We start from the raw sequence: 19,154 nt of genomic DNA on the forward strand, positions 1-19,154 counted from the left end.
TTGAAGTCTAACCGCCCCGAAGAAATTGCGGGCTATTTTCGAGGATCTCGCATTTTTCCTCAGCTTAGAGCCTTTTTCTGAATATGTGAGTAAAAGCAATGAACGGTGACCTTGTTTAGCCTTCTAAATTTTCATAAGTCAGGCGGCACGAAAATAAAAATCAGGAATTTGCCAGGTGCGGAGGAAATACCTTGAGACTTCTGCGGGAGGTAAGGCCTCGGTGAGATCCCGCAGAGCTTTAGCTCGAGGAAGCTCACCAGCCGCCCGCGAAAAGCGAAGGGTATTTCCGTAGCGCCATATTCCCCACTCACTTTGTTCTATAGGTTATGTCATGTTCCGCTCAACCATATACCGTTTGCCGTTTTTTATCTGCTCTCGAGCAGAAGAACGCCAAACTCGTTTGTTGGCATATTTGCATGAAATATACCTGCAAGATATGATAAGATAAGAAGAAATTGAAGGGGGTGCTGCCATGTCTTTGAATTTTTACTGGTATCCAAACTGCGGAACATGTAAAAAGGCCAAAAAATGGCTGGATGAAAATGAAGTAAACTATCAGGAAATACATATTGTGAAACAAACACCATCTAAAGATGAATTAAAACGCATTGTAGAAAAAAGCGGACAACCCGTGAAAAAGTTTTTTAACACTAGTGGAAAAAAATATCGAGAATTAGGCTTAAAGGATAAATTGAAAGAAGCCGATGAAGGTCAAATGCTGGAATGGCTGGCTTCTGATGGGATGCTGATAAAGCGACCGATTTTAGAGGGGCAGCAGGAAGCAACAGTCGGTTTTAAACCGGAAGTTTATGAAGAAAAGTGGAAATAAGCAAGATAAGCAAACCAGTGGAATTTGCCAGGGGAAGCTTTTATATTAGATGAGTCTGAACGACCATTCAATCGGGACAACTGTACAAGCTTAGAAAGCAAAAGCATATAAAAAAAGTGGAGGTTATTCGATGAGTTTACCAAAGGAATTACGTTATTCAGAGGAACATGAATGGGCAAAAGTGGAAGGAAACAAAGTGCGGATCGGGATCACTGATCATGCGCAAGCTGAATTAGGAGATATTGTTTTCGTGGAGCTTCCGGAAGTAGGGGACACGATTGAAGCGGAAGAGCCGTTTGGCAGTGTGGAATCTGTTAAGACAGTATCCGAATTGTATGCTCCTATCAATGGAAAAGTAGTGGAAGTGAATGAGGATCTCGATGACAGCCCTGAGTTCGTTAATGAATCTCCATATGAAAAAGCATGGATGATTGTGGTGGAAACAGATGATCTTTCACAGGTAGATGAACTGATGAGTGCTGAGCAATATCAAGAAATGATCGGCGACGAGTAAGTTTTTCGGTCCTTCGTCGTCTATCTTTTCTAACGGTCATGCCAATGCCGTGCATGAAAATGCAAATAATCAATACAATGATAAAAGAGAGCGAATGCAATCCCTTGTTACCAAGATGTGACAAGGGATTATTGCTAAGCTTCACAAGATGGAACTTATCGATTAAAAGCAGGTGAACGCTATGAATGATGCTGATAAAGTGATTATTGTAGAGGGACGGACCGACAAGGTACAAATTCAAAAAGTAATCGATGAGCAGATTGAAATAATCTGTACGAATGGTACGCTTGGAGTCGAACGGCTGGAAGAACTGTTGATCGAATACGATTTGGACAATAAGGATGTTTTTATACTGGTCGACGAAGATAATGCCGGACACAAATTACGAAAACAGCTTTCCGTTGAACTTCCTCATGCAGAGCATATCTATGTAGATAAGACATTCAGGGAAGTGGCAGCTACTCCGGAGGCTGAGTTGGCGGCAGCTCTGTTAAGCAGAAGTATAGCAGTAAATCCGATTTACCTTTAGAAATGGTAGATAGAAATATGTAATATGGAAAAGGGACGAAACTTGATGCTACAAATTTCGGACGAACGGAAGATAAATGAGTTGGCAAAAGGATTTGTATTTATTCATACTCCTTTTTGCGGAACTTGCAAGGTTGCACGGAAAATGTTATCGGTATTCGAGCAAATGGAAGGCGCTGCAATATTTTATGAAATGAATGCCTCTCTTTTTCCAGATTTTATGCAAAATCATCAAATTGAAAGTGTGCCCTGTCTGTTGATTTTGGCAGATGGGTGCATTCAGGAAAAAATATATGCTTTTCAGTCTCTAATGCATATTCAGGTAAAGGTGAGCGAATATATGGACAAAAAGGAATGACCGTTTACAAGAGAAACGGTCATTCCTTTTTTTGAGGAAAATAGCCACCTACTGCAAAACTCTTTCGAGAACGGGAGAACAATCCAGTCTCCTCGGAAAACGATTGTTCTCATCCTCCTATAATTAGGTTGCAGGAATAAATTGGAGGATGGAGAACTATATTAGGTGAGGTTTAGTCGGGGAGGCTGAAAATGATGTCCGAACAATGGTTGAACGAATGGAAGCAGCGCTTGGAAGAACGCAAAGATTTGCTGTATTTATATGAGCGAAAACAGCTCGATGTAAACGTGGAGGGGGAAGGGGTTTTTGCTTGGGTGGTGATCCGTTCTGGTAAAATTAGACTGCAAGCTGAAAGGCCGGACTCAGATGTTGTTCCCTTACTAGTGAAAGCGAACAAGGATATTGCGGTAAAACTGTTTAACGGGGAACGCAAGTTGACTGCGTTACCGGCAAAACTTGCCTCGTGGGAGGGAAAGTATCGGGACTGCCTGCTTTTCGAAACATTGCTTTATTTGCCTTAATCGATGACGCTGCCCAATGCTTCCATGATGGTTAAAAAATCGGCTTTGTCACCAAACTGTGCAGCTATCTCTCCCTGCCTGTCTATGATGACTGTACTGGGAACTCCTTGACATCGGTATAGATCATATACCGTTGTGTTTATGTCTGCAAGAGTCGGCTGCTGAAGGAATTTCGTTTGAAATACTTCCCCGGCATCTGCCACTCGTTCCCTTCCTGTAACATTGATCGTCAACATTTTAACGTCTTCTTTATTTAATGTTTTATATAATTGTTCCTTCTTAGGTAAATCCGCAGCACAATCAGGACACCAGGATGTCCAAAAGGTAAGCAGAATCACCTTTCCGAGATCCTGTTTCAATTGATAACTTTTATTGGAATTGATCATAGGAAGTTCGAAAAGAGGGGCTTTCATCCTACCACTCCTTACTGTTTTTGTGCTCTTTCCTGTCCTATCCTACCATAGATAGAGTTGGAAAACGATTCTTAAAGTATTGGCTTGACACCTAATGGCCCTAATGCTAAAATCCTATTTAGCGCTTAAGGAACGAATTAACTGAATATATGAATCTCTTATCAAGAGAGGTGGAGGGACTGGCCCGTTGAAGCCCGGCAACCGTTAACCAGTAGTTTACTGGTTAAAATGGTGCCAATTCCTGCGAAGCGGAAAGCTTTGGCAGATGAGAGAACGTGAAAGTTGTATGACTGCGTCTTTCTGTTCTCTTGTGAACGGAAAGGCGCTTTTTTAATAAGTACGCTAAATTTGTTAAGGAGTTCGGCAAGTATTGCTTAGGAGGAAGAACGTTGATTTCAATAAAAGGCTTGAAAAAAGTATATCCGGCCAAGCATCAGGATGTCGTTGCAGTCGATGATCTTAACCTGGAAATAAGCAAAGGCGAAATTTTCGGTGTGATCGGCTACAGTGGTGCAGGGAAGAGTACCTTTATCCGACTGCTTAACCGGCTGGAAGATCCAACAGAAGGACAAATATATATTGATGGAAAAGATATTTCCGCAATGGGCAAGAAACAACTGCGCAAATCACGGCAGGAAATCGGGATGATCTTCCAACACTTCAATTTGTTGTGGTCCCGCACCGTCCGTGAAAATATTGCTTTTCCTTTAGAAATTGCTGGAGTTCCAAAACAGCAAAGAAAAGAACGCGTCGATGAACTGATAGAATTAGTTGGTCTAAAAGGGAGAGAAGATGCTTATCCTTCACAGCTAAGCGGTGGTCAGAAGCAGCGTGTCGGAATCGCAAGAGCGCTGGCCAATAATCCGAAGGTTCTGTTATGCGATGAAGCTACTTCAGCGCTTGATCCCGATACGACGGACTCAATCCTGCGTTTGCTGGTCGACATCAATGAAAAATTGGGATTGACCATTATCTTAATTACCCATGAAATGCACGTGATTCGGAAGATTTGCCATCGGGTAGCTGTCATGGAGTCAGGAAGAGTAGCGGAACAAGGGGATGTCCTGGATGTCTTCCTTCACCCCCGCGAGCCGGTCACCAAGCGGTTTGTCGAGCAGGTAATGGGAGATAGGGAACAGGAAGAATCGCTTCATTTGCTGGAGAATTATCAGACAGGCAAGGTTATTCGACTCCATTTTGTCGGAGAGACTACCAATCAGGCGTTAATAAGCCAGGTATCCAAACAGTTTGATATAGCGATCAACATTCTACAGGGGAAAATCACCCAAACACAAAAAGGGGCATATGGTACCTTGTTTGTCCACATGGATGGTTCTGACGAAGAAATTAACAGAGCAATCACTTTTATAGAGACTTCAACCACTGTGGAAGTGGAGGTGTATTCGGATGCTGAGTGAGCTTTTTCCAAACGTCAAAGTGGAGGATATTTGGACTGCGATTGGTGAAACCTTCTATATGACCTTAATTTCGGTAGCAGGCACGATTATACTAGGTGTTTTGCTGGGGCTTTTATTATACCTGACTGCAAATGGCGGGATTTGGCAAAATAAAACACTCAACCTATTTGTTTCAGCAGTTGTCAATATTTTTCGTGCTATTCCGTTTATCATTTTGATTTTGCTGCTATTCCCATTTACAGATTTTCTAATTGGGACAATCCGGGGGCCGAAAGCAGCGTTGCCGGCTCTGATTATAGGGTCCGCACCATTTTACGCACGATTGGTGGAAATCGCCCTTAGGGAAGTCGACAAAGGAGTCGTTGAGGCAGCCAAAGCGATGGGGGCTAAAACCCATACGATAATTTTTAAGGTGTTACTGCCGGAATCGATGCCGGCTTTGGTTTCAGGAATTACGGTGACTGCCATTGCGTTGATTGGTTATACAGCCGTGGCTGGAGTCATCGGCGCTGGCGGTCTGGGGGATTTTGCCTATTTCTATGGATTCCAACGGCGTGATTTTGATGTGGTGTTTGTCTGCACCGTCTTAATCGTAATTATTGTATTCATTTTTCAATTTATCGGCGATTTCATCGCAAATAAATTAGATAAAAGATAAGGCAGTTTCCACGAAGACATGGTTTGCAGTACCGTATGTGGAAAGGGTCATACTAAAATGAGAAAAGGGGAATTGGAATGATGAAAAAGTACTTCTTTTTATTAGTAACTGCTGTGCTGCTTGCAGTATTGGCTGCTTGCGGCAGCTCGGATGAAGGTGGATCTGATGAGGAAAATGGTTCTACAGAAATTAAAGTAGGAGCTTCCAGTACTCCTCACGCGGAAATTTTGCAAGAAGCAAAACCTATACTGGAGGAACAGGGTGTTACGCTTACTATTGAAGAATACCAGGATTATGTTTTACCGAACCAGGATTTGGATGGCGGCGAAATCGATGCCAACTATTTTCAGCATAAACCATATTTACAAGATCAAATCAATGAGTTTGGCTATGACTTTGTAAGCATTGGCGGAGTACACGTCGAGCCGATGGGTGTTTATTCGAAAGGCATTTCCAGCATTGATGAAATACCAGAAGGAACCGAAGTAATCATCAGTCGTTCAGTAGCTGATCATGGTCGTATTCTTAGCTTGTTTGAGGCAAATGGCCTGATTAAGCTGGATGAAGGTGTCGATAAGGTGAGCGCTACAACAGACGATATCGTGGAAAATCCAAAGAATTTGACTTTTTCACCAGATGTAGATGCAGCATTTCTTCCGGAAAGTTATGAATCAGAGGAAGACGCGCTTGTAGCCATAAACACCAACTATGCATTGGAAGCAGATTTAGTACCGACGGAAGATGCCCTATTCGTGGAAGGGGAAGAGTCTCCTTATGTCAATCAGGTAGTAGTTCGTTCCGAGGATAAGGATAACGAAGCACTCAACACACTTGTGGAAGTTTTACAATCTGAAGACATTCAGAATTTTATCAGCGAAAATTATGACGGGGCGATTGTGCCGGCAGCTACTCCTGGAGATTAATACCGGTGGAAACGGCCGGAATCGGCCGAAATCCAAATGAATTTTGAAGGTGGAAGTTCTATGCTGCCTAAAGCGCTGCAGAAACCTTCTAAATAAGACGTTTTTGTTTATTTGCTAGTTGGGAAGGGTAAAGAATCCATGATACAATTTGTTTGTTAGAAAATATAACAACCCGAAAGGAAGGATTCATTATCACTGACAGTGGTATAGGTCTTAATTACACCTCAGAAATGGAAAAAGCAATGCATCAAAACCATGGTATTGGTTATGCAGAGTATGAAAGAAAGCTTGAAAAAAGACTCGAGGTAGAGAAAGAACGAGAAGACAGCTATCGAAAAAGCCGTCGTGTTGTGGCTGAAGTAGAACGGCAAGTCCACCGCTGATCTTTGAATCGAGAGTCCACAAATAGAAGTTATAAATCGAATCCCCTGCTGCTTGTTTTGGCGGCAGGGGATTTATGTTACATTATAGGTAGAATGATGGCATTAATTGGACTTTCAGGCTGGAAAAGGTAGTATCCTTCAGATCAAATTCCATAATTGGGCATCCTAATTGAAGGATTGAAAATGTTGATTATAGATTCGAAATGATATAAGATTGTAATGAGAATAAAGTGAGAATGGATGTAATTCCATTCCAGCATTAATAAAGAGTAACTGGAGGTATTATTATGGCAGGATCAACATTGGAAATAAAGGATCTTCATGTATCGATTGAAGACCAGGAAATACTTAAAGGAGTTAATTTGACTATCAAAGGCGGCGAATTCCACGCTGTCATGGGTCCGAACGGAACTGGTAAATCGACGCTGGCATCCGCTATCATGGGTCATCCAAAATACGAAATCACTCAAGGATCCGTCCTTTTAGATGGGGAAGACGTATTGGAAATGGAAGTTGACGAACGCGCAAAAGCAGGCTTGTTTTTGGCGATGCAGTATCCAAGTGAAATCAGCGGTGTAACCAATTCTGATTTCCTTCGTTCTTCTATTAATGCACGTCGCGAAGAGGGTGACGAAATTTCTTTGATGAAATTCATTAAAGAGATGGACGAAGCGATGGATTATCTGGAAATGGATAAAAACATGGCGCAGCGTTATTTGAATGAAGGTTTCTCCGGCGGGGAGAAAAAACGGAATGAAATTCTTCAATTAATGATGATTAAACCGGAAATTGCCATCCTTGATGAAATCGACTCCGGTTTAGATATCGACGCTTTGAAAGTTGTATCTAAAGGAATCAACAAACTTCGCGATGAGAATTTCGGCTGCTTGATTATCACGCACTATCAACGACTGTTGAACTATATTACACCGGATAAAGTTCATGTTATGATGCAGGGCAGAGTGGTAAAATCCGGTGGTCCTGAGCTTGCACAACGTTTGGAAGCTGAAGGATATGAGTGGATTAAAGAAGAATTAGGCATTGAAGATGAAACTGTAGGGCAAGAAGCGTAACAGGAAGGAGGGATACCATGACGGTAGAAACAAAATTGCCATATGATCAAGAATATATCAGCCAGTTTTCACAAAATCATAAAGAACCGGAATGGATGAAGTCATTGCGCCTTCAAGCATTGGAGAAAGCTGCCGCGCTTCCGATGCCCAAGCCGGATAAAACGAATATCACGAATTGGAATTTCTCCAATTTCAAACATGAAGCAGCTGGAGAACCGATTCAGTCTTTGGATGAACTTCCTCAGGAAATCAAGGTATTTCTTGATTTGGAAAACACAGAACAGAACCTTGTCATCCAGCGCAATCATTCGGTAGCATATGCTTCCCTTTCACCAAAGCTGAAAGAGCAAGGTGTCATTTTAACCGACATCTACACGGCAATGGCGGAACATGGAGAACTAGTCCAACGTTATTACATGAAAGATGCCGTTGGGGTAGACGAAAACCGCATGACAGCATTGCATGCAGCATTGATGAACGGCGGAGTATTCGTCTATGTACCGAAAAATGTCACTGTTGAAGAACCGCTGCAATCGATTTTCTGGCAGGAGGATGCCGAAGCGGCTTCCTTCAATCATGTAATCGTCGTTGCTGAGGCGAACAGTTCCCTGACTTATGTGGAAAATTATATCTCGCATAATCAAGAGGAAGAAACTGTCGCCAATATCGTTACGGAAGTAATTGCACATGACAATGCAAAAGTTTCATTCGGTGCGGTTGATAACTTTGCAGAGGGAACAACTGCATACATCAACCGACGTGGCGTTGCTTATCGAGATGCTGTAATCGATTGGGCGCTCGGCCAAATGAATGACGGAAACACGGTTTCTGAGAACATCACCCATCTGATTGGGGATAATTCCGTATCCAACGCAAAAACAGTAACGGTCGGACGCGGTAAACAATCACAGAATTTCACAGCGAAGATTGTCAATCATGGCCTTCAATCAGATGGTTACATTTTGCAGCATGGGGTTATGAAAGACAGTGCCACATCGGTATTCAATGGTATTGGGAAAATCGAACACGGCGCTTCCAAATCAAACGCTGAACAGGAGTCTCGTGTATTGATGCTAAGTAAAGATGCACGTGGGGATGCGAATCCGATTCTTCTTATTGACGAAGATGATGTAACGGCTGGTCACGCCGCTTCTGTAGGTCGTGTCGATCCGCTTCAGCTATACTATTTGATGAGCCGGGGTATTTCCAAGCAGGAAGCAGAGCGTCTGGTTATCCATGGTTTCCTTGCCCCTGTAGTGACACAGATTCCTATCAAAGCAGTTAGGGAACAGTTGACAGAGGTAATTGAAAGGAAAGTATATTAATGGACGTGAAAGCCATTAGGGAACAGTTTCCGATTTTGAATCAAGAAATCAATGGTCATCCATTGGTTTATCTTGATTCATCGGCGACTTCCCAAAAACCGGTTTCTGTAATCAAGGCCGTTGAAGATTACTATAAACAGGATAACTCCAACGTCCACCGGGGTGTCCACACCTTGGGAACAAGGGCTACAGATAAATATGAAGGCGCCAGGGAAAAAGTGAGGAACTTCATCAATGCATCCAGTACCAAAGAGGTGATTTTCACCCGTGGTACAACGACGTCCATCAATACTGTTGCATACAGTTATGCCCGAGCCAACCTGAAGGAAGGCGATGAAATTGTCGTGACGCCGATGGAGCATCACAGCAATATCATTCCGTGGCAGCAGGCTGCAAAAGCGACTGGGGCAAGCTTGAAATATTTGCCCTTGCGACCAGATGGTACAATAGATATAGAGGACGTAAAGGATACGATCACCGACAACACGAAAATCGTGGCCGTCATGCATGTATCCAATGTCCTGGGAACCATCAATCCCATTAAGGAGATAACTGCTATTGCTCATCAGCACGGAGCAGTCATGATGGTAGATGGCGCCCAGAGCGTCCCGCATATGCAAGTGGATGTACAGGATTTGGATTGTGATTTCTATGCTTTTTCCGGTCATAAAATGTGTGCTCCTACAGGAATCGGTGTTTTATATGGCAAGAGAGAATTGCTTGAAAACATGGAACCTGTAGAATTTGGCGGAGAGATGATTGACTTTGTCAACCTTTATGACTCCACCTGGAAAGAACTTCCCTGGAAATTTGAAGGTGGTACGCCGATTATTGCAGGGGCAATCGGACTGGGAGCTGCAATAGATTTTCTTTCAGACATCGGAATGGATAACATCCACGACCATGAAGAAAAATTGATTGCTTATGCTATGGATCGCATGAAGGCGTTCGACGGGTTGACCGTGTACGGTCCGGACCATCGGGCAGCGTTAATCACTTTCAATCTTACGGATGTCCATCCGCATGACACGGCGACCGTTTTAGATGCAGAAGGAATTGCAGTAAGAGCAGGTCATCACTGTGCCCAGCCTCTGATGAAGTGGCTGGAAGTGACAGCTACCGCAAGAGCCAGCTTTTATTTATATAATACTCCAGAAGACGTTGATCGTCTTGTGGAAGGACTAAACAAAACGAAGGAGTATTTTGGAGATGTCTTTTGATAATCTCGATACGTTATATAGACAGGTCATCATGGATCATTACAAAAATCCCCGCAATCGGGGCACATTGTCAGAAGATGCCCTGACGGTCGACATGAACAATCCGACCTGCGGGGACAGGATTCAAATTCATCTCCAGGTCAATGACAATATCGTCGAAGACGCTAAGTTTGAAGGGGAAGGATGTTCGATCAGTCTTTCATCCGCATCGATGATGACACAGGCGATAAAAGGCAAGCAAGTAGACGACGCTTTGAAGATGTCCAAAATTTTCTCGGATATGATGTTAGGCAAAGAAGTTGAAGAAAATGATATAGATTTAGGTGATATCGAAGCTTTGCAGGGTGTTTCTAAGTTTCCTGCCCGGATTAAGTGCGCCACCCTGGCGTGGAAAGCAATGGAAAAGGGCGTAGGCGAAGAGCAATAGAAACAACTTACGGAAGATAATTACCTAATAGGAGGTTTTCGACATGGCGAAAAAAGCGCCCGAAATTGAAGATTATAAATATGGGTTCCGTGACAAGGATATTTCGATTTTCCGTACGGAAAGAGGCCTGACAAAACGGGTTGTTGAGGAAATTTCCCGTCAGAAGGATGAACCCCAATGGATGCTCGACTTCAGACTGAAAGCTCTCGAGCAATTTTATAAAAAGCCAATGCCTCAGTGGGGCGGCGACTTGTCCGAACTGGATTTCGACGAAATCACTTATTATGTAAAACCTTCAGAGAAATCCGAACGTTCATGGGATGAAGTACCAGAAGAAATTAAAAACACTTTTGATAAGTTGGGTATTCCGGAAGCAGAGCAGAAATATCTTGCTGGTGTTTCTGCCCAGTATGAATCGGAAGTTGTTTACCACAGTCTCCAGGAAGACCTGGAAGAAATGGGTATCGTCTTTAAAGACACGGATACCGCATTAAAAGAAAACGAGGACTTGTTCAAGGAGTACTTTGGTAAAGTTATTCCGCCTTCTGATAACAAGTTTGCGGCACTTAACTCTGCCGTGTGGTCTGGTGGTTCCTTTATTTATGTGCCAAAAGGCGTAAAAACGGACACACCTCTACAAGCATATTTCCGGATCAATTCGGAAAACATGGGTCAATTCGAAAGAACCTTGATCATTGTAGACGAAGGTGCTTCCGTCCATTACGTAGAGGGCTGTACAGCACCTGTTTATACAACGAACTCCCTGCACAGCGCAGTTGTTGAAATCTTTGTTAAAAAGGATGCTTACTGCCGTTACACTACCATCCAAAACTGGGCAAACAACGTTTACAACCTGGTTACCAAGCGTGCGATTTGTGACGAAAATGCTACGATGGAATGGATTGACGGTAACCTTGGTTCGAAATTGACGATGAAATATCCTGCGGTCATTCTGAAAGGTCAAGGCGCCCGTGGTATGACCTTGTCGATTGCTTTGGCAGGTAAAGGCCAGCATCAGGATGCAGGAGCAAAAATGCATCACCTTGCTCCGAACACATCATCTACGATCGTTTCCAAGTCGATTTCCAAGCATGGCGGTAAAGTAACGTATCGCGGTATTGTTCAATTTGGACGGAAAGCAGAAGGTGCACGGGCCAATATCGAATGTGACACGTTGATTATGGACAACAAATCGACTTCCGATACCATCCCATACAACGAGATTTTGAACGAAAATATTTCGTTGGAGCACGAGGCGAAAGTTTCCAAAGTATCAGAAGAGCAATTGTTCTATCTGATGAGCCGTGGAATCTCAGAAGAAGAAGCGACAGAAATGATCGTCATGGGCTTCATCGAGCCATTTACAAAAGAACTGCCAATGGAATATGCAGTTGAAATGAACCGCCTGATCAAATTTGAGATGGAAGGTTCTATTGGATAATTGAATAATTTAATGTAATAATAAAAGGGGCCTGATATAGGGCCCTTTTTTTCATTGAAAAGTAAAACATAAAACGATTTTGTTTTGGCATGAATTGTACATGGTTTTCTACCCGTAGGTTTCCATGACCATTTTCCTCTTTTATAGGTTAGAAACATCGGGTAAACATAAAGGTATAATATGTCGAAGAGGGACAAGTTCCCTGCATTTGACGGTGGTTATAACTTATTACCAGACCATACATAATTTTATCAGATGGAAGGGAATCAACAGTGGTTTACGTATTGTGTATCTTAATTGGGTTTTTAACAGCGTTTGTCGGTAGTATTGCTGGATTGGGTGGAGGAATCATTCTCGTCCCAAGTATGTTATTGCTTAGTCAGCTGCTTGATAGTTTCAGCTGGGCGGTACCGCAAAATATTGTCGGTATTTCCTTGGTTGTTATGGTTTTTACCGGACTGTCATCAAGCATAGCATATATGAGTAAAGGCAGAGTTGATTATGGAAGCGGCTGGATATTTTTAGCGGGAGCAATTCCGGGGGGGATTTTAGGCTCGTGGCTGAATCAGTTCATTTCGGAAGATGTTTTTTCCTTTTATTTAGGACTGTTAATGCTGCTGTTATCGGCCATGTTTTTTATTAAAAAGAAGGAGCCCGTTATCACTCAGCCGGTGCACAGCAAAGGAGTGTACCGTTCAGTAGTCATAAATGGAGAGAGATTTACTTATACGTATCCCCTGGTAGCTGCTGTTTCCATTGCATTTGCAGTTGGAGTGCTATCGGGGATGTTTGGAATTGGCGGAGGGTCCTTAATTGTCCCGGCCATGATTCTTTTATTTGGTTTTCCGCCTCACATAGCCACCGCTACCTCGATGTTCATGATTTTGTTTTTAAGCTTGATTAGTTCCTCCACCCATATAATACTTGGCCATGTACCTTGGCAATATGTGTGGCTGTTTATCCCGGGTGCATGGATTGGCGGAACTTTCGGAGCAAAAGTCAACCAGTTGCTTAAAGGGAAAACGGTAGAATGGATACTGAGAATTCTACTGGTGGTAATAGGGCTTCGGTTAATTTTACAAGGGATTGGATAGGGGATTTTAGCATGGAAGAGAAAATTTTCCTTTATTATACAAACGACTTACACAGCCATTTTGAAAATTTACCTCAAATCATAGGACATTTCAAAGAGGAAGCAGAAGTCAGGGAGCGAAATGGGCAATCGTATTGGCTTATTGATATTGGTGATCATGTTGACCGGTCTCACCCAATAACAGAAGCAATGAAGGGAAAGGCAAATGTGGAACTGTTGAACGATGCTGGTTATCAGCTTGCTACCTTAGGAAACAACGAGGGTATCACCCTTAACCACGAAGATCTATTTCATCTTTATGATCAAGCTGATTTTCAATTAGTGTGTGCCAATCTGTCGAGTTTAGATGGATTGGAGCCTGGCTGGTTGAAGCCCGTGTCTTTTGCGACGTCTGTCAATGGAGTGAAAATTGGTTTTATCGGGTTGACTGCGCCATTCAATGATTTTTATAATCTGCTGGGATGGAACGTGGGCAATCCTTTCTCGATTCTTGAGCAACATCTTCCGGACCTGGCTGCTCAGGCAGACATCGTCGTGCTTCTTTCCCACCTGGGAATCACCGATGACGAGGAAATAGCCCGACGTTTCCCGGAAATAGATGTGATTATCGGAGGACATACCCATCACTTGTTCCGTGACGGCGAGTATATAAATGAAACGTTGCTAACAGCAGCTGGCAAACATGGAAAGTTTGTTGGCGAAGTGATTCTGACGTGGGATCATGAACAACGTAAACTGGTTCAAAAAGAAGCTTACGCAAGCAGTACAGACAACTTCCCGAAGGACCTTCAGACAGAGCAGAAGTTGCTTGCCTATCAGGAAAAGTCGGATGATTTACTTGGAGAAACGGTAATTACGCTTCGTGAGCCGCTTGAATTCGGGTGGTTTAAAGAGACATTTATCATGAAGAAGCTAGTGGAAACATTGAAGGAGTGGACGGATGCAGATTGCGCGATGTTGAATGCTGGTCTGCTGCTGGATCGGTTCGAGAAAGGGGCAGTGACGTACGGGGATATCCACCGTATTTGTCCGCATCCAATTAATCCTTGTCTGGTTAAATTAAAGGGCGATGAATTGCTTGAGGTTATTCGTGCCTCCTTTACCAAGCAATTTACCGAATTGAAATTGAAAGGATTCGGTTTTCGTGGTGAAATCATCGGCCGAATGGTTTTTTCCGGGGCGACCATGACAACGAGCAAGCTGCCAGATGGCCAAGAACGAGTCGAACAGGTGGAGATAAACGGCAGTCCTTTGGATATGAATAAACAATACAAGGTGGCTACGGCTGATACGTTTACGTTTGGCCGCTTGCTTCCGGAAGTGGCAAAAGCAGAATACAAGCAGTTTTTCATGCCGGAATTTTTGCGTGATTTATTGGCGGATACGTTAAGGGAAAAAGTAGCTGCCAGATGACACAAATTCTCCTGGCCCCCATATAGTATGGTGAAGGGAGAGTGGGCAGCTTATGATTTCCATAAAGCCTGTATATATTGAAGAAAATCCTTTTACGGCAATACGTGTCGAATTGCCAAAAACCAATTTGTTGATTGTTTCAAATGATACCGGTTATATTATGTGCGGCGCGCTGGACGTTGATTTATTAAGTGAAAAACTGGCAGAACGAAAAATAATTGCCGCTCGGGCAGTAGGGGTCAAGACGATTGAACAACTCCTGGAAGCCCCGTTGGAGAAAGTGACGAATGCTGCCAGGGAAAAAGGCTGGCAGGAAGGAATGTCGGGAAAAGATGCTTTGTTGAAAATTGCAACATCAGCAAAATGAAAAAAATAGACAAATTTCTACAAATCCAGTTTTATTTCTTTTGAAAATCCTCTATACTTTGTATAGAGGATTTTCTTGTTGGACGGTAAGTAAGAAGAAAAGTCGGATTGTACGGTTAGGAGATAATGATGAAAATTGCAGCAACCAAAACAATTGAACCAGGTACCACGCTTGCCAAAGCAGTATACAACGAAAACGGACAGATTCTGATTCAGAAGGATGTCCGTCTCACAAAACGTATGCTGGATAGATTGCTAAAATTTAATATAACCTACGTACATATTAAAGACTCCTTAACGGATGACATCGATATTTCAGCCCCAATTCCCGAAAAACTCCGAATGGAAGCTTACCAGACAATTAAGCATACGTTTTTGGAATTTCAAACCCAGGGGATAGAGAAAAAGTCGTTCGTATTTGAAAAAACGGGTGGAGAGATGACCGATATGGTGGGAAGTCTTCTCGATGAAATTCAAAAAGCCGACCAAGTTGTTTCCATCTTGTCAGATGTTTTCCTGACCGACAATTATGTTTTTTCCCATTCGCTTAATGTCACGATCTATTCGCTTGCTTTGGCGACGGAGCTTGGAATGTCACGTTCGAAGCTGGAGGAAATCGGCATAGGGGCTATGCTTCATGATGTCGGCAAAATGTTTATTCCGCATGAAATCCTGCAAAAGAAAGGGAAGCTTTCCGATACAGAATTTGAAATCATCAAAGGGCATACGGAAATTGGTTTCGAATTCTTGCGTAGTAATCACAATATCCCTTTACTGGCAGCACACTGTGCCTTTCAGCATCATGAACGCCTTAATGGATCGGGTTATCCACGTGGCCTCACCGAAAAGGACATACATCCGTATGCCAAACTGATCGGGATAGCAGATGTATTCGATGCAGTAACAAGTAACCGTGTCTATCGTGATGCGATGCTTCCGCATGAAGGACTTGAAGTATTGTATGCCGGAGCAGGAGACTTATTCGACCGTGAAATGGTGGAAGCCTTCCGGCGGACCATTGCCGTCTATCCAACCGGATTGATGGTAGAGCTCAGCGATGGAAGGGCGGGTATCGTGGCAAGACAAAACCAGCAATTAAGTGAACGGCCTGTCGTCCGTATTTTGGAAGAGCGCGGTGAGGCAGTGGTCGAACCATATGAAGTAGATCTTGCTGAACAGTTGAACCTGATGGTTACATCCTGTTTTGCGGCAGACTTGGCAAAAAGTTAATCACTGAAAAATTCTAACCTCCTGCAAAAAAGCATATGTTTTTTTGAGGGGGTATTTATTTGAAAAAAAACAGGAATTTCAAAAAACAAATGTCACCGCCTCCGCTTCGCCATGTATTGGTGATTACCGTCATTTTTTTCACGGTATCCTCATTCGTCAGCATCCTGATCATCAACCGCGGCCTTGAACCTACGCTGATGGATATTGCGGAAACTAGGGCCCGTCAATATGCAAGAATGGCAATCAATGAAGCTGTCAGTAAAAAAATAGCCGATGACCTGGAATACGAGGAATTGATTCAGGAAAAGGTGGATAATGAAGGAAATGCCGTGTCGGTGGGCTGGAATTCCGTTGTTACCAACCGGGTAGTAAGGAATACCACCAACCGGGTACAAAACTTTTTAAAGCTGTTGGAAAAAGGACAGGTCCCTGACCCTGGAAGTACGCTTGATGTAGAACTGGAACCGGAAGAAAAACCTAGCATTGAATCTGTCAAAGAAGAACCGACATTGATTCAAATACCTGTAGGGCAGGCCCTTGGAATTCCATTGCTTGCAAATTTAGGACCTGATATCCCAGTTAATATTGAAGTGATCGGTGATGTCCAGTCAGAACCGGTCATGGAGAGGGAAGAGCTGGGAATCAATAATGTATATTTCGCTTTATATGTTGAAATGGATGTAAGCCTACGGGTGGTTGTTCCGTTTCAAACAAAAACGACTCAAATCAGTTCGAAGATAAAAATCGATGATCGGGTAGTTAGTTTCGATGTCCCTTATTATTATAATGGGAATGGCGGAAGTGATGGGCCACAATTGTCGATTCCGATGGACCCCTTGCAATAGTAGCCGACTGCTGGTACAATAAACGAGGAATTGAATAGCGAGACCTTATCAGATCGGTGAGGTAGAGGCGCAGACAGGATTAGTATCTTTTCGGAGGATGATAACTGGGAAGATTGGAGAAAGGCCTGTTTGCCGAAGTATAAGGGAGTGTCAGCCCCTTATTACTGGTATTATGTCGAATAGGGATAATACTGTCATGTCTGGAAAGAATAGCATGAAGGGCTACTGATCGAAATGGAGGATAACAAAAATTGCTCATAAAAGCAGTGATAGGTTATTTTCTATCACTGCTTTTTTCTGTTTTTAAGACACTTTTTTTGTTTGAAAATTTACTGAAACGCAACGTTACCGAGAATTGATTCGGCCACAAGAAATAAAGATTATAGACAGGCTGACCGTTTCTTTTTCTGCACCTTGCGTGATGACCAAACAGGCATTCCTCATTTTTTTCTTCAGCATGTCAATCCATTCATTTCCGTCATCTTAACTATAATGGAGGTACAACATGGAAGGAACAATTTATTCATTGATTCCTGCTCTGTTAATGCTTGTGCTTGTACTAGCTACAAGAAAAGTATTGCTGTCACTGGGAGCAGGTGTATTAATCGGGGCTCTGATGCTCCACGATTTTTCTTTGCCGCAATCCGTCAATGAAATTTGGCTGGTCTTCAGCACTATTTTCTATGCGGAAGGGGCATGGAATACCGGGAATTTATATTTACTACTATTTTTGTTGTTGTTAGGAATAGTGACAGCTTTTCTAACCGCATCTGGCGGAAGCAGGGCTTTCGGGGAATGGGCAATCCGAAAAATAAAAACAAGAAAAGGTGCTCAATTGATGCCAGCTGTACTTGGGGTGATCATTTTTATCGACGATTATTTCAACAGTCTGGCTGTAGGGCAAATTGCTCGTCCGTTGACGGATCGACATCGTATTTCCCGAGCAAAGCTTGCATATTTTATCGACTCGACTTCGGCCCCGATTACGGTCATATCTCCGATTTCAAGTTGGGGAGCGTATATTATCGGAACATTAGGCAGCATACTGGCAGCCAATGAAATTACGGATTATGGACCGCTGCATGCATTTGTGGCCATGATTCCGTTGAACATCTACGCCTTTGCAGCGCTTTTGTTAGTATTTTTGACGGCTTTCCTCCGTATAGACATCGGCTCGATGAAAAACCATGAAAAACGTGCCATGGAAACAGGGCAGCTGACAGATCCAAACAGAGGAGAAATTGCCGGAGACTTGGAACAAAGCTTTTCAGATAATGTAAAAGGTAAAATTTATCACCTTATTATCCCGATTCTTTTGCTTATTGTCGGTACGGTTGCATTCATGATCGGAACCGGAATCAATAACACGGAAGGGCAAGCTGATGTATTGGACATTTTCGCTAATACAGACGTCAATCTGTCCCTGTTTTGGGGTGGAGTGATAGCGGCAGCAGGTGCAGTAATCTTGTACAGCATGCAAAAGTCTCCGAAAACCAACATTGGGATTGTTTGCATAGAAGGTATCAAAGCAATGCTTCCAGCCATCTATATTTTAGTTTTGGCTTGGATGATCGGCTCAATCATCGATAGCCTGGCAACTGGTGAATACTTGGCCAATCTTGTACAGCACGTATCGTTAAATCCAGCCTTCCTGCCGTTTCTGATTTTTATTGTTGCTGGTTTCATGGCATTGGCAACAGGCACATCTTGGGGTACTTTCGGGATTATGTTGCCGATTGCAGCTGAAATTGCGGCACTTACTGATATTGATTTGGTTCTTCCGGCTCTCGCTGCCGTATTAGCCGGCTCTGTGTTTGGTGACCATTGTTCTCCTATATCGGATACATCCATCCTGTCATCGACGGGAGCTGGATCCAATCATATCGATCACGTCCTTACCCAGCTGCCATATGCATTGATTGCAGCAGGGGCTTCCACTATCGGCTATCTAACTTTGGGGATAACCGGTCAGACGTGGCTGGCTTTACTGCTAGCATTGGCTATTATTGTGGTAACAGCATTAATCATCCACAAACAAAACAATGCGAAAAGCAGTTGATCCAAGGAAATATTCCGTATAAATGAAAAAGAGGGCTTGTAGAAAAACTGGATGTTTTTTACAAGCTCTTTTTCTATTTAAGATAAAAAAATTGGAATACCTTTCCAGGAAAAACGA

21 protein-coding genes and 2 riboswitches are annotated in these 19,154 nt (G+C 43.0%); of the genes, 20 read left to right on the forward strand and 1 reads right to left on the reverse strand.

Going from position 1 to position 19,154, the window contains the following annotated elements:
* Positions 1–472: 472 nt before the first annotated feature.
* The 5 genes from BN1067_RS10130 to BN1067_RS10150 all read left to right on the forward strand — a co-directional run bounded on the left by BN1067_RS10130 (position 473) and on the right by BN1067_RS10150 (position 2,750).
* Positions 473–829: an arsenate reductase family protein gene (locus BN1067_RS10130; protein WP_053218743.1), complete on the forward strand. Its 357-nt coding sequence runs from the start codon at positions 473–475 to the stop codon at positions 827–829.
* 130 nt (positions 830–959) lie between these two features.
* Positions 960–1,343, forward strand: a complete 384-nt coding sequence (gene gcvH / locus BN1067_RS10135) for a glycine cleavage system protein GcvH (RefSeq protein WP_053218744.1) — start codon at positions 960–962, stop codon at positions 1,341–1,343.
* 181 nt (positions 1,344–1,524) lie between these two features.
* Entirely contained in the window at positions 1,525–1,872 is a 348-nt protein-coding gene (locus tag BN1067_RS10140) for a toprim domain-containing protein (RefSeq protein ID WP_053218745.1), read from the forward strand.
* A 45-nt stretch (positions 1,873–1,917) separates the two neighbouring features.
* Positions 1,918–2,229 carry a thioredoxin family protein gene (locus BN1067_RS10145; RefSeq protein WP_053218777.1) on the forward strand — a complete coding sequence of 104 codons (312 nt, stop codon included), beginning with the start codon at positions 1,918–1,920 and terminating at the stop codon, positions 2,227–2,229.
* Between the two features lie 191 nt (positions 2,230–2,420).
* Entirely contained in the window at positions 2,421–2,750 is a 330-nt protein-coding gene (locus BN1067_RS10150) for a hypothetical protein (RefSeq protein ID WP_053218746.1), read from the forward strand.
* On the opposite strand, the gene BN1067_RS10155 is transcribed toward BN1067_RS10150, so the two are convergent.
* Complete coding sequence (locus tag BN1067_RS10155; protein WP_053218747.1) at positions 2,747–3,163, reverse strand: TlpA family protein disulfide reductase; 417 nt, start codon at positions 3,161–3,163, stop codon at positions 2,747–2,749. The genes BN1067_RS10150 and BN1067_RS10155 overlap by 4 nt on opposite strands.
* A 155-nt stretch (positions 3,164–3,318) precedes the next feature.
* Positions 3,319–3,435, forward strand: a riboswitch (SAM riboswitch).
* Between the two features lie 117 nt (positions 3,436–3,552).
* Between BN1067_RS10155 and BN1067_RS10160 the strand changes: the two genes are divergently transcribed.
* The 15 genes from BN1067_RS10160 (at position 3,553) to BN1067_RS10230 (ending at position 19,037) form a co-directional block, all read left to right on the forward strand.
* Entirely contained in the window at positions 3,553–4,581 is a 1,029-nt protein-coding gene (locus tag BN1067_RS10160) for a methionine ABC transporter ATP-binding protein (protein WP_053218748.1), read from the forward strand.
* Entirely contained in the window at positions 4,571–5,239 is a 669-nt protein-coding gene (locus BN1067_RS10165; protein ID WP_053218749.1) for a methionine ABC transporter permease, read from the forward strand. Before BN1067_RS10160 ends, BN1067_RS10165 begins: the two co-directional genes overlap by 11 nt.
* An 80-nt stretch (positions 5,240–5,319) precedes the next feature.
* Positions 5,320–6,162: a MetQ/NlpA family ABC transporter substrate-binding protein gene (locus BN1067_RS10170; RefSeq protein WP_053218778.1), complete on the forward strand. Its 843-nt coding sequence runs from the start codon at positions 5,320–5,322 to the stop codon at positions 6,160–6,162.
* A 152-nt stretch (positions 6,163–6,314) separates the two neighbouring features.
* Positions 6,315–6,545 (forward strand): hypothetical protein, encoded by a 231-nt coding sequence (locus BN1067_RS10175; RefSeq protein ID WP_053218750.1) that lies wholly within the window; start codon positions 6,315–6,317, stop codon positions 6,543–6,545.
* Positions 6,546–6,832: 287 nt separating this feature from the next.
* Complete coding sequence (sufC, locus tag BN1067_RS10180) at positions 6,833–7,618, forward strand: Fe-S cluster assembly ATPase SufC (protein ID WP_026569559.1); 786 nt, start codon at positions 6,833–6,835, stop codon at positions 7,616–7,618.
* Positions 7,619–7,635: 17 nt separating this feature from the next.
* Positions 7,636–8,943 (forward strand): Fe-S cluster assembly protein SufD, encoded by a 1,308-nt coding sequence (gene sufD / locus BN1067_RS10185; RefSeq protein WP_053218751.1) that lies wholly within the window; start codon positions 7,636–7,638, stop codon positions 8,941–8,943.
* Positions 8,943–10,163, forward strand: a complete 1,221-nt coding sequence (locus BN1067_RS10190; protein ID WP_053218752.1) for a cysteine desulfurase — start codon at positions 8,943–8,945, stop codon at positions 10,161–10,163. Before sufD ends, BN1067_RS10190 begins: the two co-directional genes overlap by 1 nt.
* The gene (sufU, locus tag BN1067_RS10195) at positions 10,153–10,590 is read left to right on the forward strand and encodes a Fe-S cluster assembly sulfur transfer protein SufU (RefSeq protein ID WP_053218753.1); all 438 of its coding nucleotides are present in this window, start codon (positions 10,153–10,155) and stop codon (positions 10,588–10,590) included. The genes BN1067_RS10190 and sufU overlap by 11 nt, the downstream gene beginning before the upstream one ends.
* Before the next feature lie 43 nt (positions 10,591–10,633).
* Positions 10,634–12,031, forward strand: coding sequence for a Fe-S cluster assembly protein SufB (gene sufB / locus BN1067_RS10200; protein WP_053218754.1), 1,398 nt, complete (start codon positions 10,634–10,636; stop codon positions 12,029–12,031).
* Between the two features lie 272 nt (positions 12,032–12,303).
* Positions 12,304–13,125, forward strand: coding sequence for a sulfite exporter TauE/SafE family protein (locus BN1067_RS10205; protein ID WP_053218755.1), 822 nt, complete (start codon positions 12,304–12,306; stop codon positions 13,123–13,125).
* Between the two features lie 11 nt (positions 13,126–13,136).
* A complete protein-coding gene (locus tag BN1067_RS10210; protein ID WP_053218756.1) occupies positions 13,137–14,537 on the forward strand; it encodes a bifunctional metallophosphatase/5'-nucleotidase in 1,401 nt (466 codons plus the stop codon).
* A 52-nt stretch (positions 14,538–14,589) separates the two neighbouring features.
* Positions 14,590–14,904, forward strand: coding sequence for a YunC family protein (locus tag BN1067_RS10215; RefSeq protein WP_053218757.1), 315 nt, complete (start codon positions 14,590–14,592; stop codon positions 14,902–14,904).
* 128 nt (positions 14,905–15,032) lie between these two features.
* Positions 15,033–16,133 carry an HD-GYP domain-containing protein gene (locus tag BN1067_RS10220; RefSeq protein WP_053218758.1) on the forward strand — a complete coding sequence of 367 codons (1,101 nt, stop codon included), beginning with the start codon at positions 15,033–15,035 and terminating at the stop codon, positions 16,131–16,133.
* Between the two features lie 59 nt (positions 16,134–16,192).
* A complete protein-coding gene (gene yunB, locus BN1067_RS10225) occupies positions 16,193–16,978 on the forward strand; it encodes a sporulation protein YunB (protein ID WP_053218759.1) in 786 nt (261 codons plus the stop codon).
* A 54-nt stretch (positions 16,979–17,032) separates the two neighbouring features.
* Positions 17,033–17,211: riboswitch (Lysine riboswitch) on the forward strand.
* A 272-nt stretch (positions 17,212–17,483) separates the two neighbouring features.
* A complete protein-coding gene (locus tag BN1067_RS10230; RefSeq protein ID WP_053218760.1) occupies positions 17,484–19,037 on the forward strand; it encodes a Na+/H+ antiporter NhaC family protein in 1,554 nt (517 codons plus the stop codon).
* Positions 19,038–19,154 lie beyond the last annotated feature (117 nt).

This window comes from Virgibacillus senegalensis, from assembly GCF_000821245.2.
Lineage (GTDB): Bacteria > Bacillota > Bacilli > Bacillales > Amphibacillaceae > Sediminibacillus > Sediminibacillus senegalensis.